The sequence below is a fragment of the Alcaligenes faecalis genome (assembly GCF_005311025.1).
In the GTDB taxonomy this organism is placed as follows: domain Bacteria; phylum Pseudomonadota; class Gammaproteobacteria; order Burkholderiales; family Burkholderiaceae_B; genus Alcaligenes; species Alcaligenes phenolicus.
Window position 1 is genome coordinate 2,804,104 of sequence record NZ_CP031747.1, and the last position, 17,401, is coordinate 2,821,504.

The 17,401-nt window shown below is 50.5% G+C and carries 16 protein-coding genes and 4 tRNA genes; 17 read left to right on the forward strand and 3 right to left on the reverse strand.

The window, feature by feature from the left end; genetic code table 11:
- Window position 1 precedes the first annotated feature (1 nt).
- Window positions 2–1,369, reverse strand: coding sequence for a diguanylate cyclase (locus D0C27_RS12955; RefSeq protein ID WP_035269543.1), 1,368 nt, complete (start codon window positions 1,367–1,369; stop codon window positions 2–4).
- Window positions 1,370–2,854: 1,485 nt separating this feature from the next.
- On the opposite strand from D0C27_RS12955, the gene D0C27_RS12960 reads away from it, so the two are divergent.
- Window positions 2,855–3,913, forward strand: a complete 1,059-nt coding sequence (locus tag D0C27_RS12960) for a metallophosphoesterase (protein ID WP_137431128.1) — start codon at window positions 2,855–2,857, stop codon at window positions 3,911–3,913.
- A gap of 601 nt (window positions 3,914–4,514) precedes the next feature.
- Here D0C27_RS12960 and D0C27_RS12965 read toward each other — a convergent pair.
- Window positions 4,515–4,943 (reverse strand): hypothetical protein, encoded by a 429-nt coding sequence (locus tag D0C27_RS12965; RefSeq protein WP_137431129.1) that lies wholly within the window; start codon window positions 4,941–4,943, stop codon window positions 4,515–4,517.
- Window positions 4,944–5,081: 138 nt separating this feature from the next.
- Window positions 5,082–6,254, reverse strand: coding sequence for a methionine aminotransferase (locus D0C27_RS12970; protein ID WP_021447167.1), 1,173 nt, complete (start codon window positions 6,252–6,254; stop codon window positions 5,082–5,084).
- 888 nt (window positions 6,255–7,142) lie between these two features.
- Here D0C27_RS12970 and mnmG point away from each other — a divergent pair.
- The 16 genes from mnmG to rplL all read left to right on the forward strand — a co-directional run bounded on the left by mnmG (window position 7,143) and on the right by rplL (window position 17,240).
- A complete protein-coding gene (gene mnmG, locus D0C27_RS12975) occupies window positions 7,143–9,059 on the forward strand; it encodes a tRNA uridine-5-carboxymethylaminomethyl(34) synthesis enzyme MnmG (RefSeq protein WP_060186812.1) in 1,917 nt (638 codons plus the stop codon).
- Entirely contained in the window at window positions 9,056–9,727 is a 672-nt protein-coding gene (gene rsmG, locus D0C27_RS12980) for a 16S rRNA (guanine(527)-N(7))-methyltransferase RsmG (RefSeq protein ID WP_137431130.1), read from the forward strand. The genes mnmG and rsmG overlap by 4 nt, the downstream gene beginning before the upstream one ends.
- A gap of 2 nt (window positions 9,728–9,729) precedes the next feature.
- A complete protein-coding gene (locus D0C27_RS12985) occupies window positions 9,730–10,545 on the forward strand; it encodes a ParA family protein (RefSeq protein WP_137431131.1) in 816 nt (271 codons plus the stop codon).
- Between the two features lie 29 nt (window positions 10,546–10,574).
- On the forward strand, window positions 10,575–11,513 hold the full coding sequence (locus D0C27_RS12990; protein ID WP_009462421.1) for a ParB/RepB/Spo0J family partition protein: 939 nt from the start codon (window positions 10,575–10,577) through the stop codon (window positions 11,511–11,513).
- A 221-nt stretch (window positions 11,514–11,734) separates the two neighbouring features.
- Window positions 11,735–11,989 (forward strand): hypothetical protein, encoded by a 255-nt coding sequence (locus D0C27_RS12995; RefSeq protein ID WP_137431132.1) that lies wholly within the window; start codon window positions 11,735–11,737, stop codon window positions 11,987–11,989.
- 132 nt (window positions 11,990–12,121) lie between these two features.
- Window positions 12,122–12,208 (forward strand) — tRNA-Tyr (locus tag D0C27_RS13000).
- A gap of 56 nt (window positions 12,209–12,264) precedes the next feature.
- Window positions 12,265–12,338, forward strand: a tRNA-Gly gene (locus tag D0C27_RS13005).
- Window positions 12,339–12,375: 37 nt separating this feature from the next.
- Window positions 12,376–12,450, forward strand: a tRNA-Thr gene (locus tag D0C27_RS13010).
- A gap of 43 nt (window positions 12,451–12,493) precedes the next feature.
- Window positions 12,494–13,684, forward strand: coding sequence for an elongation factor Tu (tuf, locus tag D0C27_RS13015; RefSeq protein ID WP_009462422.1), 1,191 nt, complete (start codon window positions 12,494–12,496; stop codon window positions 13,682–13,684).
- Between the two features lie 95 nt (window positions 13,685–13,779).
- A tRNA-Trp gene (locus tag D0C27_RS13020) sits at window positions 13,780–13,855 on the forward strand.
- Window positions 13,856–13,900: 45 nt separating this feature from the next.
- On the forward strand, window positions 13,901–14,281 hold the full coding sequence (secE, locus tag D0C27_RS13025) for a preprotein translocase subunit SecE (RefSeq protein ID WP_009464327.1): 381 nt from the start codon (window positions 13,901–13,903) through the stop codon (window positions 14,279–14,281).
- Window positions 14,282–14,290: 9 nt separating this feature from the next.
- The gene (gene nusG / locus D0C27_RS13030) at window positions 14,291–14,824 is read left to right on the forward strand and encodes a transcription termination/antitermination protein NusG (protein ID WP_009464325.1); all 534 of its coding nucleotides are present in this window, start codon (window positions 14,291–14,293) and stop codon (window positions 14,822–14,824) included.
- 67 nt (window positions 14,825–14,891) lie between these two features.
- Window positions 14,892–15,326 (forward strand): 50S ribosomal protein L11, encoded by a 435-nt coding sequence (gene rplK / locus D0C27_RS13035; RefSeq protein WP_009464323.1) that lies wholly within the window; start codon window positions 14,892–14,894, stop codon window positions 15,324–15,326.
- Between the two features lie 3 nt (window positions 15,327–15,329).
- Window positions 15,330–16,025: a 50S ribosomal protein L1 gene (gene rplA, locus D0C27_RS13040; RefSeq protein WP_026484874.1), complete on the forward strand. Its 696-nt coding sequence runs from the start codon at window positions 15,330–15,332 to the stop codon at window positions 16,023–16,025.
- A gap of 233 nt (window positions 16,026–16,258) precedes the next feature.
- A complete protein-coding gene (gene rplJ, locus D0C27_RS13045; RefSeq protein WP_009464320.1) occupies window positions 16,259–16,783 on the forward strand; it encodes a 50S ribosomal protein L10 in 525 nt (174 codons plus the stop codon).
- Window positions 16,784–16,862: 79 nt separating this feature from the next.
- On the forward strand, window positions 16,863–17,240 hold the full coding sequence (gene rplL / locus D0C27_RS13050) for a 50S ribosomal protein L7/L12 (protein WP_003800851.1): 378 nt from the start codon (window positions 16,863–16,865) through the stop codon (window positions 17,238–17,240).
- Window positions 17,241–17,401: the final 161 nt, after the last annotated feature.

Here is a 17,401-nt window from a genome sequence, read left to right on the forward strand (position 1 = left end):
ATCAGACGTAGACAACCCGGTCGCGGCCTTCTTCTTTGGCCTGATACAAGGCGCGGTCAACCCGGCGCAGCGTGCGCTCGTAATCCGGGTGACCGTCATACAAGGCCACGCCAATACTGGCGGTGATATTCATGCTTTCGCCATCCACAACCCGGAAGGTCTCCGCATGAATACGAAGACGCAAATTACGGGCGGCACGCATCGCACCATCCGCATCCACGTCGACCAAGACCAGAAGGAACTCTTCGCCCCCAAGGCGGAACACGTAATCACCGGCACGCGCGCTATTGCTGAGCAGCTCAGCAAACTGACGCAAGATACGATCACCGGCATCATGGCCATGGGTATCATTAACCCGCTTGAAGAAGTCTATATCCACGGCCAGCAGCGCAAAACGCGATCCCCGCTGCTGGGCATAGCCCACTTCACGGCTAAGCACGACAGGCAGGTATTTGCGGCTTAACAGGCGGGTCAGCACGTCCCGGCCGGACTCCAGCTCGTTTTGCTGCTCGAACAAGCGATCCAGGTGTAAACCAATGGCTCGGGTTCGATCACGCAGCTCATGCAAGCGTAGAACCTGTCCTTTCGCGTCCCCTTGCTCGAAAGCCGGCATCAGCTCGGTATCAATCAGATTCATCAAGTCCAGGATCTCACGACTCTCTACCGTGCCCTGGAAGGCATGCGCACCCTTATGCTTGAACCAGATACCGAAGTCCGAATCTCCAATCCGCGGGGCAGGCGTCACACCATTGTTGACCGCCATCGCAAACATGAAAAGATTTTCCCAATCCAGCAGCGCGGCTCGCTGTCGGCCACGCTCGGCCGCCACGTTCTGCACAATGGCAAACAGGCGATAGGACTCTTCGGCACGGGATTTACGCTCACGCGAATTGGCATAAGCATGGCTCATCAGTTCCATCGCCAGATCAATGAAGTTCTGAATGTAGCGATAGCACTCCCAGGCCTGCTCGGAACTAATAGTCGAAGATTCAAACAGGAAGCGGGCGTAACGCCCCTTGAGCAAGCGTGCACCACGCAGCACCAGGTGAACCGGCACCCCAACCCGAGCATGGACCTCGCCAACCTGATTTTGCAGCTTGACCTGATCTTGCATATCACTGTGTTCATCCACCGAAAACAGCTGTACCAACCAACTGCGCAAGGAGCGATGCAAGCGCTTATGTACCTGATCATGCGAGAGATACACCTGTGCGGCAGGGTGCTTGAGCATATGCGTATAAAAGTGGGTCGCAAGCTCGTCCTGGTTATCTTGAGTGATAGTCAGCACATGAGCACGGACCGCCAGGGGCACTTTCTGGAGCAAGCCGTGCCAGTCCTGAGCGGCTTCTTCGATATTCGGTTGAGACATGAAGTACAGGGAGAGTAGCGAGACGATACTTAAGGATTAAACAGCCTTGGCGGCAATTGTTACATGAGGGGAGATTTCGCGCTATTTCTTATAGCGATACAAGCCACGGGCTAGCAGGAGAATACCCTTGCTGCCCACAAGGAAAAAACATACCCCTTAAAGATAAGTGGGTGATTCCACGGGCCAAGGCAGAAATACGTTGTCCATGTACTGGAGTAAGTGCCGGTTTCGCCTCACCTTGGCAGCAATTTGCGATTCAAACCTACGGCTTTGTCGTCCCAAACGCCTCGAAAGTTCCACGGTGAGCAGATTGTCCTATCAAAGTAGATAGCTGACAAAACGAATTGCCCACTATCGCCAAAAAGCCACGTTTGGCATCCGGACAGAGAACGATCAATAAAGCGTGCTAGTGCTTGGGCAGGGGAGGGAGTGCCGAGAAACGGGCACATGGGACTGGGTTTATATCCAATACTAAGCAAACACCCAGATTTCCGCCGAACAGCCTGGCCGCCGCAGTCGGGTCGGGTCGGGTCGGGTCGGGTCGGGTCGGGTCGGGTCGGGTCGGCATAGGTTTCAGCATCAACCCTGATCTTTCAATGTTTTTACTCTGCTCAAGCTATTTTTATCAACCTGCGGCAAGCAAGCTTTATCCAATAAATACAGAAAGGAATTAAGAAATCTCTAAATAAAAATTCTGAATCATGGATAAAAACAAACCCAGAGCATTGATTAATTTCTATTTTCTTGAAAAAACATAAAAATCAGGAAATATTCTTATTTATAAAAAACAAACAAGAAAAATAATTCAGAAAAAATAAAAATAATAATTTTATTATTAGAAATTTATCAATTGAATAAAAATAAAGATTGGGAGCAAAAACAAACCACGCTCAGTGAATCACAAAAACAAGGGTTTGTTAGATAAAGAAAACAAATTACGGTCGTGATGAGTCGACTTATCCACAGGTCTGGATAAAAAAGAAATCCACAATCTTATTAACAAAACAGATTAAACCAAAAATGGAAATATAGAACTGGTTGAAATAAGCGCTTAATAAGAAAGTGAATAATTTGTGGATATTATAAAGGCTTAATCCGTATCCCAAAACCGGGTTCATGAGAACACCTGCATCCGCCCACCCTGGTCTCCCAAACAGGCGAAGTTCGGCCAGAAAATCGGTCAAGAACGGGGCAAAAAAGCTATATTTAAGGCAGCTACTGGCTCTGGCCCCCTGTGGATAAGCTCCAAGAAGGCCTGCTGTGGACCTGCTGTGGATGAAAGGGGGATAAGTTGCCTGTCTGGCCGGGCCTCAAATTTTGTCCAGTTTCGGTCCACCGACTCCAACGGGGTGGTGCACAGGCGAAAGTGGTCAATAAAGTACTGAAATTAAAGCTTAATTTCTATCTATGCCACTTATCCACAGACACCCATTATCCATTACCAGTTATATATATAGTTATTATTAAATAAAGATCTCTTCACCCATGCCCAACTTTCTTGTACAGCCTTTACCTGCTGGTTCTTTAGACATCATCGGTGATGTACACGGAGAGCTTCAGGCCTTGCAACAACTGATCCAAAATTTGGGTTACCAGGAAGATGGCTCTCATCCAGAGCAACGTAGCCTGATATTCGTGGGAGATTATTGTGACCGAGGTCCAAATAGCCCTGCTGTAATTGAATACCTTAAGTCCTTGATAAATAATAATAAAGCAAAAGGAATATTAGGTAATCATGAAATCAATCTACTGATAGATGATGCAAAAGATGGATCAGGTTGGTATTTTGAGCAGCGATATCAGTCAGATTTAAAGAATTACTCGCCATTTATACGTGCAAAACCTCAAAATAGAGACAAAATCCGAGAGTTTTTAAGCACACTACCCATTGCATTGGAAAGAGATGACCTAAGAATTGTGCATGCAGCCTGGAATAATCCTGCTATTGATACAATTAGATCGGTTAAAAACGAAGATTTTCTTGATTTTTTCTTTGAATGTGAGCGTAAAGCTGATACTTATGCAGAAAAAAAAGGAATTCTAAATAAATATCTAGCTGCAAAACAAGAATGGAAAGAAAAAATTGAAGACCCAAAGGCCCTGATACCTTTGTTGCAGGCCTACATTGACTACGACTTGGTCAAAAATGACTTCAACCCCATCCGTTTGCTGACTTCCGGCACTGAAGGACCCGCAGATCGTCCGTTTTTTGCTGGCAACCGTTGGCGTTTTTCCGACCGAACTCCTTGGTGGAACAACTACCAGGACGATATTCCTGTCGTTTTTGGCCACTATTGGCGCCAGCTTTTTCCTCAACCAACAGCGAAAATGTCTAAATATTCCTTATTATTCAAAGATATAGATCCATTTTCCTGGCATGGAGCAAAGAAAAATACATTTTGCGTGGATTTTTCCGTAGGAGCTCGTTGGCGCGATCGCCGCAAGGACCAGGCACCTGAAGGCTCCGCTTTTCACCTGGCTGCTTTGCGTTGGCCAGAGAAAATCATCATGACAGACACTGGATTTATCCAAGCAACCCGGTAAATTCACTTTATATTCCGCTGTTACAATTTTCTTTGCTGTGGATAAGCTCTAGGAAGGGCATTGTGAACAGGGTGTGGATACATAAGGCATAAGTAGGTACTTCTTTGTGAAGTCTAAAAGTTGTACCTAAACCATCCACCGGTAAGCGTTAGATCTATCCCCGGAAAAAAAAGCGCTAAGCTCTTGTTTTAACGCTGCTAAAGACACTTGTTCGACTTATCAACAGGGCTCCATCCAATAATTCCAATAAAAGATTTAAGTGCTTGTTATATAAGATAAGTTCAACTCTCTGCAGGCCAGCTCCATGCCCTTTGCAAGCTAAAAGTTCTCGACTAAGATGCAGTCCATGAACAAAAATCACGATCTCGCTCAAAGCTGGCTTATGCGGCTTTTGCATACAGAAATCTGAGCGTCAAAGGCTGAAAATTTATTTTCAGAACCGTACAAGATCGACTTTGTCGTCTGTTCCCGGAGTTTTCTTTCAACATGAGAAAAACTCAAACAAAGGAATGGGTTGGCAAAAGAGGGGTGTTCTACCTGGACTACATGTTTGGCCAAGAGTTTGCTATGGCTGCAGGGATTGCTGCGCCTGGAGCTTGTACTAGGTCAATCTTGTTTGAATTTTTGACTTATCCACATTTTGTGGGTAAAGCGTTGGTTTGTGCTTGCTCGTATTTTGTGGTGCTCGAAGAGGCTTGGTGACCTGTGTATTTTCACAGTTGCAAAGTCTGTTCAAAGCTTGTGATATTGAAATAAGTCCTTGTTTTATATCTATATTTTTTGTGGTTTTAACTTTGAGGCCTGTTTTTTGGCAAGCCACATGAACTGAAACAGGAAGGCCTGCGAGCTGGCTGATTTTTACTTTTCTCAAAGGAAAAGAAGCGATAACTGGGCAAAAAATCAGGTTTACCCCCAAAGTTATCAACAGGACAGCGCTGGAAGGCTGTATTGCCCGTTTCACGTTTGGCGTTCTATGGGGCACAAGATGCGGGTTTTGTGGTTTGCGGTAGATGGTTTGTGCTTCGGACAATGCTTACTGTTTTACGTCGCCGTTGCAGGGCTTGTGTGACAGATTTAGGCAAGATTGCGATGACTGCACTTGTCCACAAAAATCAGGACACAAAAAAACCGCCTGACGGCGGTTTGATGAAGGTAGGGAAAAAAGCCTTTAGACCTTTTTCAGGCGTTCAATAGCCTGGTCCAGGGTGTTGAGCTGCTTGGCAAAGCAAAAACGCAGCAAACGATGGTTAGCCTGCTCAGAATTGGGATTCAGGTAGAAGGCAGACACGGGGATCGCGCCTACGCCATAGTTCTGGTTCAAATGCTTGGCAAAATCCAGCTCGGACAGCTCCGAAATGTGTTCGTAGCTGGCTAGCAAGAAGAAAGTCCCTTCACTGGGCATAGGAGTGAAACGGGTGTTCTGCAGACCTTGATGCAAATGATCGCGTTTTTCCTGGTAGAACGCGGGCAGACTCTCCCAGGTGGCTGGATCCTGCATATAGGTGGCTAAACCAGCCTGTAAGGGGCTAGGAACGGTAAAGACGGTGTATTGGTGGACCTTGCGAATTTCCGTGCTGAGACTGGCAGGAGCACAGCAGTAGCCTACTTTCCAACCTGTGGCGTGGAAGGTTTTGCCAAAGGAAGAAACGATTACTGCTCGTTCTGCCAGGAGAGGGCGGGTAGCAAGACTTAGATGCTCTTTCTGATCGAAGGTCAGGTGTTCATAGACCTCATCGGACAAGATGATCAAGGAAGGATGTTTTTCTACAATCTGCTCCAACGCGTCCAGATCCTGGGGCTGCAAGATGGTGCAGGTTGGGTTGTGTGGGAAATTGATCACCAGCATACGGGTCTTACTGGTAATGGCTTGCTCCACTCGGTCCCAGTCAACGCGGTAGTAGGGTACAGCCTCGCTAGGCGCTGTCATGGGGACAGCCACAGGGGTACCTCCGGCCAGCTCGATGGCGGGGATATACAGATCGTAGAAGGGCTCGATTACGACGACCTCATCGCCTGTGTGCACAAAAGCCTGGAAACTGGCCATTAAGGCCTCAGTAGCGCCACTGGTGACGGTGATTTCCGTATCCACGTTGTAAAGGCGGCCATACCGAGCCTGCGTCTTGCTGGCAATGGCGGCTCGCAGGGCAGGGTAACCAGCCATGGCAGGGTATTGGTTGATGCCATCCAGCATGGCCTGGTGCACAGCCTCAATCAGGGCTGGATCCGGATTGAAGTCTGGAAAGCCCTGGCCCAGGTTAATGGCCTTATGCTCCAGAGCCAGCTGGCTCATGGTGGTAAAGATGGTGGTGCCCACAGAAGGGAGCTTGGATGTGATCTGCATGGGTCTACTGATATGAATAATAAAAATGCACCCGCGCTTCAGATTTGAGTAAAAAGTTGGGTGGCGAAGTATCAGACAAATTCTTGTCGAAAATACCATAGATTCTGCGCGTATCTGTTGATCGTGGAACTGACCACTCAGGATCGGTTTCTTACATTGATATAGCTATTGCCTATATAGGTTCCGAGCCCGGCTTCTCCTGCTGTTTTGCTTCCTCAGCTCTCGCGCTGCAGGCTCGTCTTGTAGCCACGGGAATTTTCTGGCTAGACCTGTGTCTTAACTTCGGCCTCTCGATTAAGTCCCAGGTTTTAAGCTAGGCGTTAAAGGTGCTGCTGTTGTTTCTTCAAAGTATCTGTCGTCTCAAGTAAATCCTGTTCTATCTGGATAGCTGTCTTTTTGCGCATAGGACACTTTTTTCTTGTAGCCAAGGTAGTCGGATTACATAATCGACGCCTTATATTTTCCGCAGGCCAGCGGAAATTTTCTTATCGCCACACTGTAGAACGGTGGATGTGGTCCTCAGGCAGTATTTCTTTTTATTGCTCTGTTATCCACAATTTTGCTGCCTGCTTGGGCTGCTTTTATCCACCTATTGTGAGGTACTGGCTTAGATAGCCCCTTTTAGGGGATTTAAGAGTGATAAGCGCGCCTTTTATGGCTTCGCTCCGTGGGGAGTTCTGGCTGAAGAAAATCTTTGCAAGCGCTGCCTGTGCTTCCCAAGGTGGCCTGGGGATAAAAAAGCGTCCCTTTCTCCACAAAGTTATCCACAGTGGTATTTACGCAAAAAACTGTGTTCCACGTGGAACAGATATTGGTTCCATGTGTTTCACGTGGAACATACTCCGCTGGTAATCGTATAATTGATTTTTATTTTTTAGCTGTTCTGACATGATTTATCCCGAAGAGTTTGACGTTATTGTCATAGGCGGCGGACATGCTGGTACCGAAGCGGCTTTAGCGGCAGCTCGAACCGGCGTGTCTACCTTATTGTTAACCCATAATATGGATACCTTGGGGCAGATGTCCTGCAACCCTTCTATTGGGGGGATTGGGAAGGGGCATTTGGTCAAGGAAGTGGATGCGCTGGGCGGGGCAATGGCGTTGGCTACCGACCACGCCGGTATTCAATTCCGTACTCTGAATAGCTCCAAAGGTCCGGCCGTGCGCGCCACTCGTGCTCAGGCGGACCGGTCTTTGTACCGTAAGGCTATTCGCGAGGTTCTACAAAACCAACCCAACCTGATGGTGTTCCAGCAATCAGTCGAAGACTTGATTGTGGAAGGTGATCGGGTCGTGGGTGCTGTGACCAAGATTGGCTTGGAATTCAAAGCCAAATCTGTGGTTCTGACAGCAGGCACTTTTTTGAATGGTCTGGTCCACGTAGGCCTGAATAATTATTCTGCGGGCCGGGCAGGGGATCCGCCGTCCATCAGCTTGGCGCATCGTTTGCGGGAACTGCAGTTACCGCAAGGGCGGTTGAAGACAGGGACCCCTCCGCGTATTGATGCAAACACCATCGATTTCTCCCGCCTGGAAGTCCAACCTGGCGATAGCGATCCGATTCCGGTGTTCTCTTATATGGGCGATGTTTCCATGCATCCTCAGCAGATGCCGTGCTGGATTACGCACACCAACGAACGTACCCACGACATCATCCGTTCCGGGTTGGATCGCTCGCCCATGTATAGCGACCAAGGCACTATCGAAGGCATTGGTCCGCGTTACTGCCCGTCTATCGAAGACAAGATTCATCGCTTTGCGGACAAGAGCAGCCACCAAGTGTTTTTGGAGCCTGAAGGCTTGAGCACGACCGAGATCTACCCTAATGGTGTCTCGACCAGCTTGCCTTTCGATATCCAGTTGGCTATGGTGCGCAGCCTGCCTGGTTTGGAAAATGCCCGCATCATGCGTCCAGGTTACGCGATTGAATACGATTATTTTGACCCTCGATCCCTGTACCCCACGCTGGAGACCAAACAGATTCGTGGCTTGTTCTTTGCCGGTCAGATCAATGGCACGACAGGTTACGAAGAAGCCGCCGCTCAGGGCTTGTTGGCCGGGGTGAATGCAGCGCGTTTGGCACAAGAGAAAGAGCAGTGGTATCCACGTCGCAACGAAGCCTATCTGGGTGTGTTGGTAGACGATTTGATTACCCGTGGGGTGACCGAGCCTTACCGTATGTTCACGTCTCGTGCCGAATACCGTTTGAGTCTGCGGGAGGATAATGCCGACCAGCGATTGACTGAAATTGGCCGGGAGTTGGGCCTGGTGGATGATGCCCGTTGGGATCATTTCAATCGTAAACGTGATGCGGTTGCACGTGAAATTGAACGCTTGAAAGGTACCTGGGTGAACCCTCGCAATTTGCCTGCCGAACAAGCAAATGCACTGTTAGGTAAAAATATCGAACGGGAATACTCCTTCTTCGATTTGCTCAAGCGGCCCGAAGTGGACTATGCCAAGTTGATGGCCGTGCTGAATGACCAAGGCATGCCTGTAGCAGGCCCAGGTCTGGAAGATCCGGTGCATGTGGAGCAGGTGGAAATTCAGGTGAAGTATGCGGGCTATGTGGCGCGTCAGCAGGATGAGGTGACTCGCCAGGCAGCACTGGAAGAGCAAGCCATTCCAGAGGACCTGGATTACGACGACATCAAGGGATTGTCGATTGAGGTGCGCCAACGCTTGAAGGCAGCCAAGCCTTTAACCATTGGCCAGGCCGGGCGTGTTCAAGGTGTGACACCTGCGGCGGTTTCTTTATTGTTGGTACACCTGAAGCGCAAGCAAAAGAACAAACAAACGGCATGAGCGATATTTTTTCAAAACGCCTGAATCAGGCCCTGCTGGATTTGGGTCTGGATCAGGACCCTGTCCTGGTACGCAAGCTACTGGATTATATAAATCAATTGCAGCGTTGGAACCGTACCTATAATCTGACCGCCCTGCGTGACCCAGATCAAATGCTGGTGCAACACATTTTTGATAGCCTGTCGATTGTCCGTCCGTTTCAGAACTATCTGGCCGGCAACAATACACAGACACAAGAATCGGTAAAGATTGTAGATGTAGGTTCAGGGGCAGGTTTGCCGGGAGTTGTTTTGGCAGCATCATGTTCCACGTGGAACATTAGCTGTATTGATGCTGTCGAGAAAAAAATGGCATTTGTTCGACAAATGGTTGGTGCTTTGGCTCTGCCCAATTTGTCGGCGATGCATGTGCGTGTAGAGCAGCTGGAACCCATGCAGGCAGATATTGTGGTTTCCCGAGCTTTTTCTTCGCTGCTTGATTTCGTAAATTTGGCAGGCAGGCATGTTCGTCCAGGTGGACGCATTGCGGCTATGAAGGGTAAAGAACCTGATCAAGAAATAGCGGCATTGCAATCTGAAAGTAACTGGCGGGTCGAACGAATAGAATCATTAACCGTACCGGAGCTAGAGGCACAGCGTTGTCTAGTGTGGTTGGTGCAGCAAGGATAATCATGAGTAAAAAAGACGATAAATCTCCCCGTGCCTATGTGTTTTGTATTGCGAACCAAAAGGGCGGGGTTGGCAAGACGACCACAGCAATTAATTTGGCAGCTGCTCTTGCTGTGCTGAAGAAAAAGGTTTTATTGATTGACCTGGATCCTCAGGGCAATGCCACCATGGGTAGTGGTATTGATAAAAACAGCCTGTCTGGTAATTTGTACCAAGTTCTGATTGGCGACGAAAGCATTGCTAACGTAAAGATGCATTCAGAAACAGGTGGCTATGACGTCCTGCCTTCCAATAGGGAGCTGTCGGGCGCAGAAATCGACCTGATCCAGATGCAAGAGCGTGAGCAACAACTTAAACAGGCTCTGGCTCAGGTGTTGGACGATTACGATTTTGTGCTGATCGACTGCCCGCCTACCTTGTCCTTACTGACGTTAAATGGTTTGGCCAGTGCTCACGGGGTCATCATCCCCATGCAGTGCGAGTACTTTGCGCTGGAAGGGCTGTCGGATCTGGTCAACACGGTTAAACGGGTCTATCGCAATATCAACCCGGATTTGGAGTTGATTGGTTTGCTGCGGGTGATGTTTGATGGCCGCGTAACTTTGCAGCAGCAAGTCTCCAATCAGATCGAGACACACTTTGGCGATAAGGTGTTCAAGACGGTGGTGCCACGTAACGTACGTTTGGCTGAAGCGCCAAGCCACGGTATGCCAGGTATTGTGTATGACAAGAACTCCCGGGGTGCCAAGGCCTATATGGACTTTGGTAAAGAGCTGATCAAGCGCTTGAAGAAAGAATCCCGCAGCGACAAGGCATAAGGCACACAAGAATCAATAGGAATGTAAGCATGGCTACACGAAAACCAAAAGGTCTAGGTCGAGGCTTGGATGCCTTGCTCGGCGCAGACGCAGGCGCTATCGCAACCATCGGGAAAAAGGGCGAAGCGACGGTGAGCGATGGCCCACCTTCCAACCTGCCCGTCAAACTGCTCAAGGCTGGGGTGTATCAGCCGCGTACTCGCATGGACGAGGGCGCCTTGAACGAGCTGGCCGAGTCCATTCGCGCACAAGGCGTGATGCAGCCTATTCTGGTGCGTCCTCTGTCGGGTAAGGACAAGGGCAAATACGAAATCATCGCCGGTGAACGTCGTTTCCGTGCGTCGCAAATTGCTGGTCTGGAAGAAGTGCCCGTTCTGGTGCGCGAGGTAGGCGACGAGAACGCCGCCATCATGGCACTGATCGAGAACATCCAGCGTGAAGATCTGAATCCGCTGGAAGAGGCGCAAGGTGTGAAGCGTTTACTGGACGAGTTCGGTCTGACTCATGAGCAGGCCGCTCAGGCGATTGGCCGTTCGCGTTCGACCACCAGCAACCTGCTGCGTCTGATCAACCTGGCAGAGCCTGTGCAGATCATGCTGCTGGCCGGCGACATCGATATGGGTCACGCTCGTGCCTTGCTGGCTGTGGACGCTGCCCGTCAGATCATGTTGGCCAACGAGGTGATTGCCCGCCGTCTGTCGGTACGTGAAACCGAGAAGCTGGTCGCCCGTGCTTTGCACGAGGATGACGAGCCTGCCAGCAAGCAGGCCCAGAGCAAGGCGAACCGCAATGGCGACGTACAGCGCTTTGAAAAGGTGCTGTCTGACCACCTGGGTACCAAGGTGACCTTGAAGGTCGGTGCCAAGGACAAGGGCCAGTTGCAGATCGCTTTCCATGGCTGGGAGCATTTGAATGCTTTGCTGGAAAAGCAGGGGCTGTCGTCCTTGCTGGAGCAAACGGACGATTAAGTCAGGCCCGCGCCACGCTGAAAGCGATGCAGTTGATGTAGAAAAGCCGACCTCAGGTCGGCTTTTTCCTTGCCATGCCCCGTGTTTTGCTACTGAGCAGTATTTGGCTGAAAAAAAGAAGCAGCTGGTGGGAGATGAACTGGAACAACTTCTGGAATGATGGATTGCTCCTTCTTAAGTAAAGTTCATCAGCAATCCAAGCTTCTTTCTGGAGGTAGTTCATGGCTGCAAGGTTTTCAGATTGCTTGCTTGCTTGTGCCCCGGCCAGTGGAAAACAGCAAGAGGAACTCCAAGCAAGTCAGGGAACAGAGCAGGGAAGACGTCCGAGAGCCGGATTAAAAGTGAAAAATCCGGTTTCGTATCTTTTGCTTACAAAAATAAGCGCTGAAAACAGAAAAAAATCTATGTGTTTACCCGTATTTCACCGTGATTTCCCAGTTTTGAAAGCATTCAAAAGCGGCATGTCTAACGCCTGAAAACAGTGACAAAACCAGTAAGAAAAGCACCCAAAATCCAGTTTTTTTAAAAAATTCATCGAATTATTCAGTTTTCTTCCCAAAAGGCTTGACGACCTCTTAAAACATGTCCATAATTCGATTTTCGCTTCGGGTGGGATGTCCGAGTGGTTAAAGGAGGCAGACTGTAAATCTGTTGGCCCTGCGCCTACGTTGGTTCGAATCCAACTCCCACCACCAGCACTTTTCTAGAGTCAGCCAGCAAGGCGACTTTAGGAGAGGGTGAAGAAAAGTCTGCGGGTGTAGCTCAATGGTAGAGCAGAAGCCTTCCAAGCTTAAGACGAGGGTTCGATCCCCTTCACCCGCTCCAGGTAAAAATCTTTAGCCACTCTCGGCTGAAGTTGAATGCCCATGTGGCTCAGTGGTAGAGCACTCCCTTGGTAAGGGAGAGGTCACGCGTTCGATCCGCGTCATGGGCACCACATCTCTCTTCTCTATATCGTTCTATCCCTTCAGGAGTCTGCCATGGCTAAAGGCAAGTTTGAACGGACTAAACCGCACGTCAACGTCGGTACTATCGGTCACGTTGACCACGGTAAAACCACTCTGACCGCTGCAATCTGCACGGTTCTGTCCAAGGCATACGGCGGCGAAGCGCGCGATTACTCGCAGATCGACAACGCCCCTGAAGAAAAAGCACGTGGTATCACCATCAGCACGTCGCACGTTGAGTACGAAACGCCTAACCGTCACTACGCTCACGTTGACTGCCCCGGCCACGCTGACTACGTCAAGAACATGATTACCGGTGCTGCCCAGATGGACGGCGCTATTTTGGTTTGCTCGGCCGCTGACGGCCCAATGCCCCAGACTCGCGAGCACATCCTGCTGAGCCGTCAGGTTGGCGTTCCTTACATCATCGTGTTCCTGAACAAGGCCGACATGGTTGATGACGAAGAGCTGATCGAACTGGTTGAAATGGAAGTTCGCGAACTGTTGTCCAAGTACGACTTCCCTGGCGACGACACCCCGATCATCAAGGGTTCGGCCAAACTGGCTCTGGAAGGCGACGAAGGCCCACTGGGCAGCCAAGCCGTTCTGGCTCTGGCCGAAGCGCTGGACAGCTACATTCCTACGCCTGAGCGTGCCGTTGACGGTACGTTCCTGATGCCTGTTGAAGACGTGTTCTCGATCTCCGGCCGTGGTACGGTTGTGACCGGTCGTATTGAGCGCGGCATCATCAAAGTCGGCGAAGAAATCGAAATCGTGGGTATCAAAGACACGGTCAAGACCATTTGTACCGGCGTTGAAATGTTCCGCAAACTGCTGGACCAGGGCGAAGCTGGCGATAACGTCGGTCTGCTGCTGCGTGGTACCAAGCGTGAAGACGTGGAACGTGGTCAGGTTCTGGCCAAACCCGGTTCGATCAAGCCACACACCGACTTCGACGCCGAGGTGTACATTCTGTCCAAAGAAGAAGGTGGTCGTCACACTCCTTTCTTCAAGGGCTACCGTCCTCAGTTCTACTTCCGTACGACTGACGTGACCGGCACCATCGAGCTGCCAGAAGACAAGGAAATGGTTCTGCCAGGCGACAACATTTCGATGAAAGTGTCCCTGATCGCTCCTATCGCCATGGAAGAAGGTCTGCGCTTCGCTATTCGCGAAGGCGGCCGTACCGTTGGCGCTGGCGTGGTTGCAAAAATCATCAAGTAAAAAAAGAGTAGTAATTTTGGGCGAAAGAGGTTAATATCCTCTTTTGCCTAAAAGCCAAACGTAGCAAAGTAACGCGCTACGGTTTGTCAAGGTATAGGGGTATAGCTCAATTGGCAGAGCGTCGGTCTCCAAAACCGAAGGTTGAGGGTTCGATTCCTTCTGCCCCTGCCACCACAGTCACTCGCCACCACCTCGCGTGGCGTCACTCGTCGGAATATGTCGAATACCAACGTAGAAACCGTTAACCGAGGTTCCGAGCGCATCAAGCTGGGCCTAGCGGTCCTAGTCGTCGCCGCCGGTATTGTTGGCTATTCCGTTCTGGATGGCCAAAATTCACTGGTTCGCGCTGGGGTATTTGTTGCCAGCTTAATCGTCGCCGTATTGATCATCTGGTTTAGCGATACAGGCCGCCGCCTGGTCGCTTTTTCTCGTGATGCCTACACGGAAGTGCGTCGCGTTCACTGGCCATCCCGTAAAGAAGCAACGCAAATGACGGGTATCGTCTTTGTGTTTGTTGCCGTTATGGCCATCTTGTTGTGGCTGATTGACAAAGGGCTCGGCTGGATCATTTATGGCCTGTTGCTGGGCTGGAAATAAAGGGCACACATGAGCAAACGCTGGTATGTGGTTCACGTTTATTCCGGCATGGAAAAAAGCGTGCACAAAGCTCTGGTGGAGCGCATTGAACGCGCTGATCTCCAAGAAGCGTTTGGTCGCATTCTGGTTCCATCGGAAGAAGTCGTTGAAGTAAAGAACGGCAAGAAATCAATTACAGAGCGACGTATTTACCCTGGTTACGTTCTGGTCGAGATGGCCTTGACCGACGAAACCTGGCACTTGGTAAAAAGTACGCCGCGAGTCACCGGCTTTTTGGGCGGTTCCGGTAACCGTCCCGCTCCCATCTCCGAGCGCGAAGTGGAAAAAATCCTGTCGCAAATGGAAGAGGGCGTTGAGAAGCCACGGCACAAAGTGCTGTTCGAGGTTGGCGAACTGGTACGCGTCAAGGACGGTCCGTTTGCAGACTTTAACGGTAACGTCGAAGAAGTTAACTACGAGAAAAACAAGGTTCGTGTCACCGTTACTATTTTCGGTCGCGCCACCCCCGTTGAACTCGATTTCGATCAAGTCGAAAAGACCTGATTAATTACAACCCCCGGGAAGCCTGTCGCATCATGTGCCAGGCGTCATCACCCGCAAGGAGCTAAGCATGGCGAAGAAAATCGTCGGCTTTATCAAGCTGCAAGTCCCAGCTGGTAAGGCAAACCCATCCCCTCCAATCGGTCCAGCGCTGGGTCAGCGCGGTCTGAACATCATGGAATTCTGCAAGGCGTTCAACGCCCAGACACAGGGTCTGGAACCCGGTCTGCCAATTCCTGTGGTGATCACCGCTTTTGCTGACAAGAGCTTCACGTTCATCATGAAGACTCCTCCAGCAACCATCCTGATCAAAAAGGCTGCTGGTATCAAATCCGGTTCTGCACGTCCTAACGTGGATAAAGTCGGTACGCTGACCCGCGCTCAGGCTGAAGAAATCGCCAAGACCAAACAACCCGACCTGACCGCTGCCGATCTGGACGCCGCTGTGCGTACCATCGCTGGTAGCGCTCGCAGCATGGGCATCAACGTTGAAGGGGTGGTGTAAGTCATGGCTAAAGTAAGCAAACGCGCAGCCGCTATTGCTGCCAAGATCGACCGCAACAAGTTCTACCCTGTGGCCGAAGCTCTGGCCCTGGTGAAAGATACTGCCACTGCCAAGTTCGACGAATCCATCGATATCGCTGTTCAGCTGGGCATTGATCCTCGTAAGTCCGACCAACTGGTCCGTGGCTCCGTGGTTCTGCCTGCTGGTACCGGTAAAACCGTGCGTGTTGCCGTTTTCGCCCAAGGCGAAAAAGCCGACGCCGCTCGTGAAGCTGGTGCTGACATCGTTGGTCTGGACGACCTGGCTGAGCAAATCAAAGCCGGTCAGATGGACTTTGACGTTGTGATCGCTTCGCCTGACACCATGCGTGTTGTCGGTACCCTGGGTCAGGTTCTGGGCCCTCGTGGCCTGATGCCAAACCCCAAGGTTGGTACTGTGACTCCTGACGTTGCTACGGCTGTTAAGAACGCCAAGGCTGGTCAAGTTCAATACCGTACTGACAAGGCCGGTATCATTCACAGCACCATTGGTCGCGCTTCGTTCAACGTTGAACAGCTGCAGACCAACCTGGTTGCCCTGGTTGACGCCTTGAACAAGGCTCGTCCAGCCGCTGCCAAGGGTGTTTACCTGCGCAAGGTTGCCGTGTCCTCCACCATGGGTGGCGGTGCACGTGTTGAAATTGCATCTCTGACTGTTTAATCAACAGTTAGAAAAAAAGAACTTTGGGCTGTGATCCTGTTTACAGGGTCACTGCTGTCAAAGACCGTTGGAGCAGTTGGCTGACTTGTCATCTCACTGCTTAATCGGGGCAGAACGTCCCATCCAACGTAGACGGCGCCCGTGGAAGAATTCGTTATAGAACTCGTCCAGGTGCGCCGCATTCGGTTGATGTTGGGAAGCCTTCCCGACATCGTTTGAAGGAGTGTTCAACCGTGAGTCTCAATCGTGAAGAGAAAGCGGTAGTCATCGAAGAAGTCACTGCCGAACTGGCAAAGGCCCAATCGATCATTATCGCCGAGTACCGTGGTCTGGACGTCGCTTCTGCTACCGTATTGCGCAAAAAAGCGCGTGAGTCTGGCGTCTACCTGCGTGTGTTGAAAAACACCCTGGTTCGTCGTTCGTTGGCAGGTACCTCGTTTGACGGTATCTCCAGCCAGCTCGTGGGTCCTCTGATGTACGCCATCAGTGAAGATCCCGTTGCTGCGGCGAAAGTCGTTGCAGATTTTGCCAAGACCAATGACAAATTGGTCATCATGGGCGGTGCGCTGCCCAATAGCGTTCTGAATGCTGATGGTGTTAAGGCTCTGGCCACAATGCCCTCGCGCGAAGAATTGCTGGCGAAACTGCTGGGCACCATGCAAGCACCTATCGCTACTTTTGTGCGTACGCTTAACGAAGTTCCCACCAAGTTTGTTCGCGGCCTGGCGGCTGTGCGCGATCAGAAAGAAGCTGCGTAAGCAGTTTTCCTTCAGGAAACTTCGTCGTTGCGAACGACAACCAAACCTGGCATTTACCTAATATCTGGAGTTCTTAAAAATGGCTACTAAAGCTGAAATCCTTGACGCCATCGGCGCAATGTCCGTGCTCGAACTGTCCGAGCTGATCAAAGAAATGGAAGAAAAATTCGGTGTGTCGGCTGCTGCCGCCGCTGTTGCTGTTGCAGCTCCTGCTGCTGGTGGCGCTGCTGCTGCCGCTGAAGAGCAAACCGAATTCACCGTGTTCCTGGCTGACGTTGGCGCAAACAAAGTTAGCGTCATTAAAGTCGTGCGCGAAATCACCGGTCTGGGCCTGAAAGAAGCCAAAGACTTGGTTGACGGTGCTCCTAAGGCTGTTAAAGAAGGCTTGTCCAAAGCTGATGCTGAAGACGCTCAGAAGAAGCTGGAAGAAGCTGGCGCCAAGATCGAGCTCAAGTAAGAGTATCGATAGATGCCCGGGAATGCGTTTCAAGCCTTCCCGGGCTTTTGCGTTTCCAGAAAACCCATGATTTTTAATTAGTATTGTAGAAAGTCGGGTTTTTTAGAGTCGTAAACCAGGGCCGTGGTTGACGGTCCGTGTAACCCTTGAGTCGGAGTGCT